The following is a 15,620-nucleotide window of genomic DNA, read 5'->3' as shown; positions in this document are numbered from 1 at the left end:
CTATCACACCTCGCTTATTTCAAACATTGCTTCTGTGCCCGCCTCATTTTCTTCCGCTTCGGACAACTGTGCTTTTTCAGGCCAATACCGCTGTTTTCGGTATACTGTCTGGCCGCCTTTCGGTTCCATGGCCGCTTTTCGTTCTTTCGGAATTCCTTCGTTGCTGACAATAATATGAGCGTTATTCCCGCCCAAACCGAACGCGCTGACCCCGGCCCTGAGTATCTCTTTTTTTCCGTTCCACCGCTTCAGCTCAAGCACAGGATAAAGCGGCGAATCATTAAATTGAAAGCGGGGGTTCGGTTTATGGCAATGCAAAGTCGGCGGCAGTTCTTCATTGGCAATCGCCAGCAAAACTTTGATGATTCCCGCCGCGCCCGCCGCACTCAGCAAGTGGCCGATATTGCTTTTGACGCTTCCTACACCGCAAAATTGTTTTTCATCGGAATAAGCAGACAAGACATTGGTTAATCCTTTTAATTCAATCGGGTCGCCGATCAACGTACCGGTTCCGTGCGTCTCTACGTACGTCATGGTGTCCGGATCGATTTCCGCCGATTGAACCGCCTGCTCAATCAAGTCCTGCTGCGCCCGGGGATTCGGCGTCGTCACGCCCATTGTGCTGCCGTCATTATTTATCGCAGATCCGTCAATAACGCCGTATATTTTATCTTCGTCTTCTATCGCTTTTTCGAGCGGCTTCAGCATCAGCACGCCGCAGCCCTCTCCGATTCCTGTTCCGTCCGCATCGGCATCGAAAGATTTTGAACGGCCATTTGGCGATAAGATTCTCGCCGCGCTCATTGTGAGAAAAGGTTTTTCATCAAGCAAAATGTCAACCCCGCCCGCAAAGGCCGCCTCCGCTTCTCCATTTTGAATAGCCTGCACGGCCAAATGAATTGCCGTAAGCGAACTGGAGCAGGCCGTATCTACGACCAGGTTGGGCCCTGTAAAGTTATAAATGTGCGCCATATGTGCGGTAATAAAATTTTGCCCCGCGCCGATAATCGCATCTTTTTGCAAATATTGAAATTTCTGATGAAACGCACCTGCCCTTGCACCGGCAAAAACGCCGATACGGCGGCCCCAGAGATCCTCTTTTTGATAACCGGCATCGGCCAAAGCTTCCGCGCTCACTTCGAGCCACTGCCTTTGCAGCGGATCTATCATCGGTGCCAGCGTTTCTGAAATATTAAAATACCCCGGGTCAAATTGATCAATATCGTGAATAAAACCGCCCCATTTACTGATGCTTTTTCCTTCTTGATATTCACCCGGCTGATAGTGTTCCCCGGCATTCCATCTGTCCGACGGAACTTCAGTGACGGCATCCGTTCCGCTGCGGAGATTCTTCCAAAATTCTTTTATATCCCCCGCTTTCGGAAAATGACAGGCCATGCCGATTATCGCCACCTTTCCCCGTTTCCCGGGCTTATCTGCCGTTTTTTTGCTCCGTTTCGGCGTCTTCTGCAAAGGGAACTTCTCCGCGGGAACCGCTGCATCTGCCGAAAAAGCTTCCGGACAATGTGCGGCTAAATAATCCGCGAGCTGTTCTATAGTAGGGTGTTCCAGAAGGACAGTCGGATCAATTGAAACAGACGGCAGTTTTTGATCAATCTTTGTCAGCACTTGCGCCAGAAAGATAGAATCCATTCCGTATTCCTGAAAAGGCACATCGATATCCATATGCGTTTCATCGATACTCAGCTCTTTTGCCAAAAGCGACTTCAGCCAAGATTGAATATCAATCCGGTTATGTTCCCGTTTTTTTGTTTCAGGAGGTTTGGCAGCTGTTCTCATTCCTTTATGGGCGGCTGGCTTGGCGTTTTCCAGCGATTTGATGTCCCAATCATGTTTCACTTGTGCCGGCAGCACGACAGCTCCGGGTCTTTCTCTTAAAATGTAATCAAGCATCTTGAGACCTTCCGCGTCAGAGTGCCGCAGCAATCCCGTTTGCTGATACATTCCGCTTTTTGTATCCCTGCTCATGCCCGTCTCATCCCATGCCGGCCATTGTATGCTAATGATGCCGCTCTCATTGTTTTCTGCAAAATAGTCCATATAAGAATTAGCCATCGCATAATCGCTCTGACCCGCCGCAAGAATCGGGACGGCTGCTGAGACAGATGAAAACAGGACGAAAAATGCCGGCGCATCATCCTTTACACTCTCATACAGACCGTGGAGGCCGTCTGCTTTCGGGGCGAGCACCCGAGCGATACTGTCTTTGGATTTGCGGAGAAAAGCAGGGTTTTCACGGTCCGCAATTCCCGCGCAATGCAGAATGCCTCCGACAGGTCCGAGCGTTGAGGCTACCTCTTTTATAAGCCGTCCGACGGCCTGCTTATCCGTCAGATCAACTGCTGAGACGCACACTTTTACGCCTTGTGATTCCAGCTGCCGGATAAGCTGTATTTTTTCCGAAACAACAGGGTCTGTTTGCTCAAGATCCCACTCGGTTTTCGGCGGCAGCTCCTTTCTGCCTGTCAGAAGCAGTTTCTTCACACCGTATGCGGAAACGAAATGCTTGGCGCATAAAGCGCCGAGTCCGCGCGTTCCTCCGGTTATCATCAGGACGGCGTCTTTTGGAAACACAGTCCGGTCTGTTTGCACGGCTTCTGGTTCAATCTGATCAGTCTGCCGAAGAACATAGCTGAAGCGCATGCCGTCCCTGTAGCAAACAGCAGACTCCGTTAAGTCTGATTCAATTTCTTTTTTAATAAAAGCGGCTGTCTGCTCCAGCGGCTCTTCAGGATCAATATCGGCGTGACAGGTGAGAATATGGCTGTATTCATGCCGCAGCATGCGATAAAGCCCCGCTTTTTCAATACCATGCATAGCGGCAGCCTTATTTTTGAAAGATTCAAGCCCTTTTGTAAGATAAAGCATTTTCATGTTTTCTTGTCCGCGGCCGTATTCAATCAGCTGCTGCAGTGATGCCGCCCAGCTGATGTCCTTCCGCTTTTGTCGGGAGCCGCAGCCGGTGAAGTCAATAAACCCGGAATAGATGGCCGCATTCGGATCCTGTAAGAAAGAGATGAGCTGATTTTCCTGCACAATGTCAGCATCATTCAGCTGTTTTTTCACCTCGGCGGCAAGGTCTTTTGTATCCTCGGAGACGATGAGCGCTAATTTGCTGAATGGCTCGGATGAAGACACTGCTTCGCAAGGCTCCCATGTTTTCTGCAATAATACTGTTTTTTGATTCGGAAGCGGCAGCTGCTCCAGTTTCGGCACCCAATAGCGGTCTGCTCTGAACGGATAGGAGGGCAGGCTGATGCGGCGCGGCTTACTGTCCGTATACAGCTGCTCCCAATCCGTATCAAATCCGTTTGCCCAGAGCCGCAGCACTTTCTTGTATTTCTTTTTCTCAATCCAGGCGCTGACGAGGTCAGCAGCGTCTTCATCGTCTGAGAACATGGAGATCGTGTTATTCTCGCGTTTTTTACGGCCGCTGATGATATCTTCGCTGTTTTTTCCCAACAGAAACGCGTTCAGTTTTTCAGTCAGTTCCTCTGCGGAGTCTGCAATGATTCCCAGCCTCGCTTCCATCGCGTCCCGTCCGGTCTGCAGTGTGTATGCGGCATCTGCAAGATCGATATGGCGGGATGATCCGTTTTTGATACAATCGCGAAGGAGACGCGCTCTTTCTTTCAGCCGCTCTTCATTTTTAGCCGACAAAACAAAAAGAGATGACGCTTTCTCACGGGTTTCCGGCTGTTCCGTCTCACTTTTGCCCATGTATTCTTCAATAACGATATGCGCATTGACACCTCCGAAACCGAATGAGCTTACACCCGCCCGGCGGGGCAGGACCCGGCCGTTTTCATCACGCAGCGCTTCCCACTCCTTTGTTTCTGTCACAATGTAAAACGGGCTGTCCTTCAATTTGATATGGGGATTGATGGTCTCGCAATGCAGACTTTTGGCGAGCGTCCGATGTTTCAGCTGCATCAATACTTTGATAACGCCCGCAATGCCTGCTGCGAGCTCCAAATGTCCGATATTTGTCTTCACTGAGCCTATCCCGCAATACCCGCCCGGAGCCCCGTCTGTTTGGAAAGCTTTTTTCAATGCATTGATTTCAATCGGATCTCCGAGTGCCGTTCCGGTTCCGTGCGCTTCTATATAAGTGATCGTTGACGGGTGAATACCGGCTTTTCGATAAGCGCTTTTCAGCACATCCGTCTGAGCCTGCGGGTTCGGCGCGGTAAGTGATGCTGAGCGTCCGCCGTGATTTTCCGCTGTACCGCGGATGAGACCGTAGATGTGATCCCTGTCATGCTCAGCCTCTGAAAGCTTTTTCAAGACAATCATGCCGGCACCCTCTCCTCTGACATAACCGTCAGCCTGGTCAGAAAATGTTTTGCAGCGCCCGTCTTCACTGAGCATGCCTGCTTTTTGAAAACCGATATGCCCTTCAGGTGTGACGATCGTGTTGACGCCCCCTGCGACCGCCATATCACAATCTCCCGTTTCAATGGCTTTTACCGCGCGGTGAATGGCGACTAAAGAGCTTGAACAAGCGGTTTCTACCGGCTCGCTCGGCCCGTGAATATCAAGAAAATAACTCATCCGGTTCGGCCCGACGGACGGCACGATTCCGGTCATCGTATACCCCTCGACAGGAAGACCCGCCTTATTGATTAAGGTTTGATATCCGCTTCCCAATGTGCCGGTGAAAATGCCGGTTTTTGTTGCGGCAATCCGTTTTGCTGAGTACCCCGCGTCTTCAATGGCTTTCCACACATACATCATTAATAGACGCTGCTGAGGATCCATCATTTCAGCTTCTTTCGGAGATATCCCGAAAAACAGCGGGTCAAACCCGGCGATTCCATCTATAAAACCGCCCCATTTAATTGACGTTTTATTTGCATCCGCTGCCGGATCGCCGTAATATTCACGCCAATCCCAGCGATCTCGGGGAATTTCTGTGATGCAATGCTCTCCTTTTGATAAACGTGTCCAGAATTCATCTATGTCTTTCGCTTGCGGAAAAATACCGCTGATTCCGATAATGGCTATCGGTTCGGTTTTTTCTTCTGATTTTCCTTTTACGGATACGGGCGTTGCCCGCTTGACATGAACGGCCGCCCGAGCTTCAGCTTTTCTTTTTCCGGCTTTTGGGGAGGTTTTTAAACTCTCTCTTTCTAAGCCGCTGAATGCTTCTTTCCATTCTGATATCAAATGGCCGCTCAGTTTGCGCAATGTCGGAAATTCAAAGAAGATAGTCGGGCTGAGCTCAAGCTGGTAAGACCGATTTAATAGATTTGTAAATTCAGTAAAGATGATCGAATCAAATCCGTATTCCGTCAGTTCGCTGTCAGCCTCAATATCTTTAATGCTTACCTTTAAAAGATCTGATACATGCCGCTTTAGTTTCTCTTGAACCCTATCTTTCAGATCTCTTGCATCTGTCTCTGCCGCAGCTTGTCCGGCGGCGCTTTGTTCGTCGCCCAGATCGAAAATATGGCTGCGAATCCGTTTTTCGTCGCCCTCCGCCACCATGACCTGGTGTTCTCCGGAGGCAAAAGCGGCATAAAGCGCTTGGATGCCTGAAGCCGATCGCATGGCTTTCATTCCGGTCTGTTCATACATCAGCCGTTCGGTCTCTTTGTCCACGCGCATACCGCCTTCTTCCCAAAGCGGCCAGTTGACGGACAGGGTCTGCCCGCTCCGCTTGTTGTCCCGCACGAGACGGTTTCGGCGGGCTGCATAAACATCCATAAATGCGTTGGCGGCCGCATAACCGGCCTGCCCCGGATTTCCCATGCCTCCCGCCAAGGAAGAAAACAGAATGAAAAAGTCCAGCCGCACATCTTTCGCTGCTTCATCAAGATTGATAAGCCCTTTCACTTTCGGCGCCATGACGGTCTTCCGTTCGTTTTCTGTCTGGTTCAGAATGTAGTTGTCAGCGATCACGCCGGCGCCGTGAATGATCCCGTCGAGTGTTCCGTGCTCCTCCTGTATGCCGCGGACGAGGGCGATGACCGCCGCCCTGTCTGTCACGTCAACCGGTTGATACAATACGCGGGCACCCGACGCTTCCAAGCGCCGTAAGCGGGCGGAGCGGTCTTCATCAAGCGCTTCCGCCCTTCCCGTTAATACGAGGACGGCATTTTTGACGCGGGAGGCTATTTCTTCAGCGAAAATCAGTCCGATGCCGCCCGCTCCCCCGGTGAGGAGGTAAACCCCTTCGTCTTTCCACGGAACGGCGCCGCTTTGAGAGGCCGGCAGATGACGCCAGTTTCTGACGAGACGTTTGCCATCTTCATAACGGATTTCCGCTTGTTCAGGATGCGCCCGGTTTTCTTTCAGTTTGGCAAGAAGCGATGATGCTGCCTCGGCCGGATCGGCTTGGATGACTTGGCCGTACAGCTTCGGATGTTCAAGGTGAGCCGTTTTCAGGAAAGCGGCCAGCCCCGCCAATACATTGTCTTCCCCCCTGTCGGGGACAAGAAGCTGGATCAGCGTTTTTTTCTTCTGTTTTTCTTTGATAAGACGGGTGACGATCGCTGACAGCTCCGCCGCGCAGGCGTCATAACGGTCCTCAAGCGGACCTTCGCCGTCAGCCGCACATACGGCGCCCCTGATGTCTTCCGCATTCATTCCGCCATACAGCGTCACGTATCTGAAAGACTCTTCTTGTCCGCCTTCACCCGGCGGTGATTCCTGCCACTTTGGCTGAAGCAAGAGCGGTTTTTCCCCCGTTTCCTCTTCCAGAAAACGGGCGGTGAGTCCCGTCAATCGGACACATACCGCGCCGTTTTCATCACACAGCTCAATATGATAGGCGCCGTCCGCTGAGGAAAGCACCGCCCACATCGTCTCCCGGCACGGAGAAAACACCTGCATATCCTGCAGGGCAAACGGCAGAAACGGCTGTCCGGACGCGGAACCGTCTGAGAGCACGAGACCGATAGAAGCCTGAAGGGCGGCGTCCAGCATGCTCGGATGCAGGATGAACGGCTCCTTTTCTTCGCGGACGGACGGCGGAAGAGTGAGCTTTGCGAGCACTTCTCCGCTCCCGGCATAGACGGCGTCAAGCGCCTGATGAGACGGTCCGTAGGTAATGCCGAGGCTGTCGAATGCTTCATAGCACTCAGCCTTTGACATGCACCGGCCACAGCAGCGCGTCTGAACCGCTTCCACATCGAGTACAGGAGCACGCTCCGTCTCTTCGAGCACGGCCTTTCCCTGGAAAAAGACAAGCGGCTCTTCTCCTTCGGCATACGCTTCAAAAGCGATGTCTCCGTTTTCTTCCGGCTGAAGCTTTACATGAAGCGTCACTCCTTCAGAAAGCGCCGTCACCGGACGGAGCCAAACGATCTGTTTGAGCCGGACACCCGCTTTCCCGCCCGGCAAGTCTTCAGCGGCAAGCGTAACGGCGGCCCGGGCCATTTCTAAAGCAGCCGCGCCCGGAAGCACCGGTTTTCCATTGACGATATGATCGGCAAAAAACGGTTCACGCCCTGAGAAAACAGAAGTAAAGCGCTGGGCGGTAAAGGTCGATGTATTCGCATGGAGCAGCGGGTGAAGCTTTTCACGTTCAGCTGAAGTCCGGCTTTCTAGCTCTCTCTGAAGATCGGACGCCCAATACGTCTGCCTGGCAAACGGGTAGCCCGGCAGATTGCCGATTCGCGGCAAAGGTCCGCCATAAAGCAAGTCCCCTTCGATTTCATAACCTTGACAATAAAAATCTGCCAGCACGCATAACAGCTCCTGATATTTTCTATGGTCAGAATATGAGGCGCTGCACTTGCCGAGCACTTCTATTATGTGCTCCTGAATGTGCTGACGGCCTGCAAAGTGCTGCGGTACTTTTCCCGAAAACGCATAAGGGTGATGTTCATTAAGCTTTGCCTCCTTCCATACATACACTGCGTCATCAGCATCTTGAACCACGATGGCGGCGCGATGGTTAAAGTGATGCCGTCCTTTTAGCAACGTATAGCTGAGCTGGGCTAGATCATTTTCTTTCAGTCCGCCATTTTCCGCCCAAGTGATCATATCTTCGATTTTTTCCTGAAGGGCATCCTTTGTTTTTGCAGACAAAGTCAGTAAATATGCAGGGGCATCCCGATGAGGTGAAACGCTGCGCTTATAGCTTTCCATAACGACATGGGCGTTTGTTCCGCTCATCCCGAATGCGCTGACTGCCCCCATTCGGTTTTTATCCGGCAGAGAAGGCCACGGTTTACCCGTTTTATTCACATAAAAAGGACTCTTCTCCCAGCTGATATAGCGGTTTTCCCCGCTGCAATGCAGACTGGCGGGAATCATTTCACGGGAGAACGCCTGTAAAAGACTGATCAAACTGACAATGCCTGACGCGGCAAACGTGTGGCCGATATTGGTTTTAATTGATGTGAGCGCGCAAAATGCTTCTTTGTTTGTATAGGCAGAAAACGCGTCATAAAGCGCGTTAATTTCCACCGGATCACCGAGTTTTGTCCCCGTGCCGTGTGTGACGATATATTCGATATCTTCAGGGTTGATACGGCCCCGGTCATATACGGAAGTAAGCAGCCGGGTCTGCGCGACGCCGCTCGGAGCGGTAATTCCGTTTGTTTTCCCATCATAATTGATGCCGCTCGCCCGAATCACCCCGTAAATCGGATCACCATCCGCTTCCGCCTCTCTCAGCGGCTTAAGAACAACCGCCGCGGCCGCTTCCCCCGGAACCATGCCGTCAGCCCTTTTATCAAACGCGAAGCATTTCCCGTTTTCCGACAGCATTCCGGCTTTATCTATCGTTTCAAAAAAGTCCGGGGTATTCATGATATTCACCCCGGCCGCAACAGCTGTTGTGCACTCTTTATTCTGCAGGCTTAATACCGCCTGATGGACAGAAACGAGCCCCGAAGAACATGCAGTATTTATCGCCATCACAGGACCTGACAAATTCAAGTGATAAGCCAGCCGCGCCGCCAAAATACCGTTATGATGAGACGTGACATTGCCTTTGTCCCGTGTTAAAAGGTGATAATCTCCTTCTTCCGCCCCCACAAACATACCGATCGTCTGCTGCCTGATATGACTGGCGCCGTAGCCGGCGTCCTCAAGGGCCCTCCATGCTTCCTGAAGAAGCAGCCGCTGCTTCGGATCCATCGTTTCAGCTTCCCTCGGCGATATTTCAAAAAATAAAGGGTCGAATTCGTCCGCCCCCGGTACAGCGCCGAGTTTCCATTTTGAACTTGTGAAGCCTTTTTTTGCGACCGGTGCGACAACGTCCTTTTCCTGAAACAGAATGTCCCAGAGCTCGTCCGCCGTGCGCGCCTGAGGAAATCGGCCGCTCATGCCAATAATGGCAATGGAATCACCTGCCTGAATGCCCTCGGTTCCGGCGTTCAGCTTATTTCTTCCCTTCTGCTTCTTTCGCTTTTCCGTTCCTGCCTTTTCAAAGACAGATTGATCTGCGGATTCAGGTTTCTTTTCTTCATAGACATGCTCCATGACGGACTTGTGTTCCGTCAGAAAATAGCGGACGACCTTCTCCAGTGTGGAATGTCCGAAAAACAGGGCCGGTGTCACTTCAATTCCGTAATGAGCGGACAAAGAAGAGGCGAATTCCGCCAAACTGATAGAATCAAAGCCGAAATCAGCCAGATTGTCAGCGTCCGTCAGTCTGTTCTTGTCTATTTTCAAAAGCCCCGCCGCCAGTTCCTTCACATCCCAGCTTACGCATTCTTCCAGTGTAAAGCCTTTCATTTCACTCCGCCTTCCTGAAAACGGGACGTTCCGGTTTACAGAACCCGAAATCGGCCGTTCGCCTTGATCTATCTGCAGGAAGCGTTTGGCCCTCGACGGAAAACCGGCCAGGACGAGATACTGGCTGGACGGCTGGACTAACAATGTTTCAAAAGCTTCGAGTCCTTCCTCTGTGTATAAATAACGCTGTCCGCTTGATTTTAAATACATATCGGTGCTTTCCGCCGTGCCGACATGCATCCCTCCTTCTTTCCAAAGCGGCCAATTGATGGCAAGTGACTTGCCGCTTCTGAGTCCGAGGCTCACAAGTTTATCCCGATGACGGACAAAAGCCATTTGGAAGCGGTTCCCCATTGCGTAGTCACAAGAACCGAAGTCTCCTAAAATCGCTGAAGAAGAAGAGAAACAACAGAAGAAGTCAAGCGGCTCCCGTGACAGAACCTGATCTAACACCGCGGTGCCGTCCGCTTTTGGCGATAAGACTTGCTGAAAGGTTTGCAGATCTTTCTCCAGAATGCTTTCAGTGCCTTGAAGACCTGCAGCGTGAATGACACCGTGAATCGGCCCGCATCCTTTCTCTTTCGCTTCTTGCAAACCTTTCTCCATCTGAGCCTGATCTGCGGCATCCGCCTGCACGTAAAACACCTTGGCGCCTGATTCTTCCAATCTCTTGATCTTGTTCAGCACCGGGCCGCCTGCCGCTGATCTCCCCGTCAAAATGAGCGTAACCGATCCTTTTTCAGCAAAATACCTGGCAAATAACAAGCCTAATCCCCCGCATCCGCCGGTAATCAAGTACGTTTTTCCGCTTTTTATCACACGCTTCTCAACAGGGGCAATATCCGTCTGCTTCATTTCCATGACGTGACGGATTTCCCCGCTGTACATGACACTGCGGAACGACTCGCTGTGAAGCTCTTCACATGTGTTATGGATCAGCTTTTCAAACAGTTCTTTTTGTCCAAAATAAACCGCGGCCGTATCCGTCTCCGGCAGGATCAGTTTCAGCGACCGTTCCAGCCCGATCCATGACTCGGCGTAACTGATATCGGTACCGGTCCCGCACTGAGCGGAAAGAAGGATTCGCCTCGGTTTAGAACGCAAAGAAGCAGCTGCGCGGATCACATGATAGAGAATAGAATAGTCTTTCACGGCCTTTTCATCTTCAAGCGGCCATCCATATAAAACGGCATCCGCTTTGCCGGCAGCCGTTTCAATATGCCGAAACGTTTCTTGATATGCTTGTCCATCAGTGATTTTAATTTGATAATGCGTGTTTGAAAGCTTTTGAGTTTCCTCACCCTGTGAAATAAAAAACACGCCGGTTCCCGGATAAAGAGATTGTAAAGACCGATAAGCATGCTTTCTGGCAGCTTCTCCCGTAAGAAAACAGATGACCGTTTTCAGCTCTTCATGAATGGATTTCATCAGAGGCTGCTGAGTCCACATTTCTTCAAATATCATCATCTCGGATTGTTCCTCTTGCCCGTGATCCTGCTGAGACGGCTGGCTCATTCTCACCCCTTTGATTTCTGCGCAGACAATGCCGGTTTCATCACAAAATTGAATGTCACAGCCGGTTTGATTCTTTTTATTAATATACATCCACATGCCCGATGAACACGGACGCATGACGCGCAGTTCTTCAACTGCTTCAGGCACGATATGGACTGACGGCTCCGTTTTTGCCAGGACATGAAAAGCTGCGTCCAAAAATTCCGGCGGTATATGATATCCCGGATTACGGCCGCCGCTTTCATCTATAAGAGCAAGCTTCGCCCAAACCGCATTTTCTCCCGCATAAAGCTTTTCAACGGTGCGGAACTCCTTACTGATGGTTACACCTGATGTGCCTGGTGTTTCATAATCGAATGACAGCGGGCGGCAGTCTTTTTGTAAGGAGACAATATCAAGCACGCGGGATGGCTGTATGTTCCCTTGTCCGACGATTCCATAATGATGCAGCTTCTCTACGTCACTGTATATTTCATAATGGATGCCTTCCTCGTCTTCAGACAAAAGGGAGAGATTGACGCCCGCACCTTGATGTCCTCCGGTAATCGGGTCAGTCCATGCCGCCGTTCGGATCCATATCTCTTTTTCTTCAGAGCTGTCTGCCGCATGATGATAAGCTGCTAGCGCCATTTCTAAATAAACGGCTGCCGACAGAACCCGCTCCCCTTTCACATTCTGGAAAACGTGTTCCCGGCCTGTAAAAGATGTATGATAGCTTTGCTCCGTCAAAGTTGACGTATTTTCATGCAGGAAAGGATGCACATATTCAGTTATTCCAGTTTTTGGTTCTTCTTGCTTCATCCAGTAGCTTTCTTTTGCAAATGGATAAGACGGCAGACTGATACGATGCGGCAGCGCGCCTTTATATAAAGATGACCAATCGACGTGGGCCCCGTGAACCCAGGCATTCAAAAGACTGTCAAATTGACGTTTTTCCATCCAATCACTGACTGTGCCTTCCGTCTCTGTGACAGCATCATCACCCCGGCCTGTAAACACCCCGCTTACGGAACCAGCATTATTCAGAAAAGCAGTCAGCTTCTGTTCCAATTCAGAAACAGAGTCCGCTGTCATCGCCAGCCGTTCCTCCATCGGGACTCTGCCGACTTGAAGGGTAAATGCCGCGTCAAGCAGATTTGCATCTGTAATTGTTCCGTTTCCGGCGGCATCCGACAGCAACAGAGCCCGCTCGCGCAAGCGGTCTTTATCTTTTGCCGATAAAACAAAAAGCGCCGGACGGCCGGAGTCTGCCGAAGTCATTTCAGCCGGTTCATACTCTTCTATCAGCAGGTGGGCATTCGCTCCGCCCGCTCCGAAAGAAGATGTACCCGCGATTCTCGGATATTCCTGTGTTACTCCTTCAGATTCTATGACCGGCCGTCTCCATTCCGCCGTTTCCTGCTGCACGATAAAAGGAGAAGTTTCAAAATCAATTTCCGGATTCAGCTGCTTTGAGTGCAGCGACGGCACCAGATATCCGTGTTTCATCTGAAGAAGAATTTTAGTGACCGCAGCAACACCCGCCGCACTTTCCAGGTGTCCGATATTGGATTTAACAGAACCGATGGAACAAAATTGCGCTGCATCCGTATAGCGGCGGAAAGCCTTGGTTAACCCTGCGATTTCAATCGGATCTCCTAAAGAAGTGCCGGTGCCGTGGGCTTCCAGATAGCTGATTGCTCTCGGGTCAATCCCTGCCCGCTCCATCGCCTCTGCGATCACTTCCCCTTGTGCATTCGGATTCGGAACGGTGAACCCGTTCGTTTTGCCGCCGGCGTTCAGAGCGCTTCCTTTAATGACACCGTATATATGATCATGATCTGCAACAGCCTTCTTCAACGGCTTTAACACGATACAGCCGACGCCCTCTCCGTCAACAAACCCGTCAGCCTTATCACCGAACGCTTTGCACGCGTTTGACGGTGACAGCATTCTCATAGAAGAAAGTCCGATATAATGAACCGGATCTGTAATCAGATTTACGCCGCCGGCAATCGCGCATTCAGATGCACCTGTTCTGATGCTTTCTGCGGCGAGATGAATGGCGGTTAAGGATGAGGAGCATGCGGTATCGACCGCAATGCTCGGACCGTGAAAATCAAACACATAGGATACGCGGTTCGGGATAAAGTGGTAGTGGGCCCCTGTCGGATAGTTGCCGTTCATGACACCCGCAAAGACGCCAACCTTTTTACCGGCGCATAGTGAATCAGGGGTATATCCGGCATCCTCAAGGGCCGCATAAGCGGTTTCCAGAAACAGTCTCTCCTGCGGATCCATGCGCTCCGCTTCTTTCGGGGAGATTTTAAAAAACAGCGGGTCAAATTTATCAATATCTGTTAAAAATCCGCCCCACTTTGTATACATCCGGCCTTCCTTCCCTTTTGTCTCATCATAGTAGTCCCGCCAATCCCAGCGGTCTTTCGGAATTTCGGTGATTCCGTGTTCACCGGTCTTTAACCGTTCCCAGAACTCATTAACATTTTCAGCTCCGGGGTACCTCCCGGCAAGACCGACAATTGCCACTTCAAGGTGTTTTGACGGCGGCTCGGAAGCGGGCGGCGCTTTTTCAGAAAAAGATGCCGCTTGGCGCTTCGTCAATCCGGCGCTTTTTTTCCGGCTTTGCTTTTTCTGTAAAGTGTGCGGCGTCTTTTCGGCTTCTTTATTTGTCTTGAAAATCCCAGCCATATCTTCCTGTCTTGAGCTGACGAGATATTCCGCTAATCCGCCGATTGTCGGATACTCGAAGAACAATGTGCTGCTGATATCAGGGACGTCTTCCCGCAAGCGGTTGGTCAGCTGTACGATTAAGATGGAATCGATTCCGTATTCTTCAAGGGGCGTATGGGCTTGAACGTCCTCAATCGGCATCTTTAAGATGGTGCTGACGATCTGTTTCAGGTACTCTGTGCTTTTTTCAAGCAAAGAGCCGGATGATACCGCTTCAGTATGACGGACTTCTTCAGAAAATTGCGCATGCAGTTCGCGCTCCTTCGTTTCAGTCAAGTATGCGGCAAGCTCTTCTATCGTCCGGTATTCAAAAAACAGCGTGCTGCTGATATCAGGGACGAGATCCCGCAGCTCATTCGTCAGCTGAACGATCAGAATAGAGTCAATGCCGTATTCATCCAGAGGAGCCAGCGGATTTATCTCTTCTGCCGGCATTTTTAATACTTTTGCCGCAGCCCTTATCAGAAAAGCCGCTGTCTTTTCCGAAAGCCCCTCTCCCGCTTGTTTGATGGGGAGCTGACGATCAGAGGATGTTTGCGGTACGTTTGATTGGCGCTTTTGCGCGGTGTAAGCTTCCCTGCTCTGCCTGATGACCCCGTTGCTTTTCGCCGTGATAATCTGCTGGGTGTGCAGACGTTCGTTTTCAGCCGGAAATTGAATGGAATGAAAGCCTTCAGCCATTAAAACGGATTTCCATGTTTCCGGATAAAGACCGGGGCACCCCGGAATCCGCAGCGCCTCGTCTTCGTACAGCCACCAGCCCTCTAATAAGCCGAATGTAACATGTGTAAACGTCGTATGCCCGCCCAGTTCATTAACGAGCAGCAAACCGTCCTTTTTCAATACGGCTTTTGCCGTCCGTAAGGTTTTCCGGATATTTTTGGTGGCATGCAGCACGTTTGCGGCAATAGCGATATCGTAGGTTCTCAGATGTAACCCTTGGCCCGCCGCAGGCTTCTCCACATTAAACAGCTGATACGTCAAATACGGATTGTCCGCGCCGTATTCCTTTTCGGCATGCATTAAAAAAGCTTTTGACAAGTCAGTATAACAGTATTCCTGAATATGATTTTGATAGGGGCGGAGCTTTTTAAACAGTGTGCTGCTCGTTCCGCCGGTGCCCGCTCCGATCTCCAGCAGACGGATGTTTGCATCAGGATTGTTTTTAATTACATTTTCCACATACATACACGCTTCATTTGCCAGCACATCGTTGTAATAATCAGCGAGAATGTTATGCTTATAGATTCCTTCAACAAGCTCCATTGAAGAATCGGGAAACATCACGTCAGTCGCTTTTATTTTGCCTGTTAAAATGTCAGGCAAAGCTTGAATGACGGTATCCGCCAGCAGAGCCTGCGCTTTCATATCCGGATCTTTCAGCCATTCGTTTTTCTTCTTATGCCACTCTTCCCAAACCGCGGCCGTTTCACCGCTGTTAAGATCGCTGTCTAAAAGACGGATGCTTTCTTCCAGCCAGCGCTCATATAAAGGCAGACAGGAAGCCGCCCGCGCTTCGCCGGTCAGACCCATTGAACGCAGCGTCACCCGCAGCACTTGCAGCAAAAGCCGATTCAATTCTTTCATTTGATTGCTTATTTCTGTTCTTAAGGATAACTGTGTACGGTCTTTTTGTTTGTCTCCCTTACCCAAAACCTTAT

General features: G+C 50.8%; 1 protein-coding gene. It reads right to left on the bottom strand.

From position 1 onward, the window contains the following. Positions 1-3: 3 nt before the first annotated feature. Positions 4-15,612: an SDR family NAD(P)-dependent oxidoreductase gene (locus AUL54_RS18815; RefSeq protein WP_060964830.1), complete on the bottom strand. Its 15,609-nt coding sequence runs from the start codon at positions 15,610-15,612 to the stop codon at positions 4-6. Positions 15,613-15,620 lie beyond the last annotated feature (8 nt).

It is taken from the genome of Bacillus sp. SDLI1 (assembly GCF_001553895.1).
Classification (GTDB): Bacteria; Bacillota; Bacilli; order Bacillales; family Bacillaceae; genus Bacillus; species Bacillus siamensis.
This window is presented reverse-complemented; position numbering and strand designations above follow the sequence as displayed.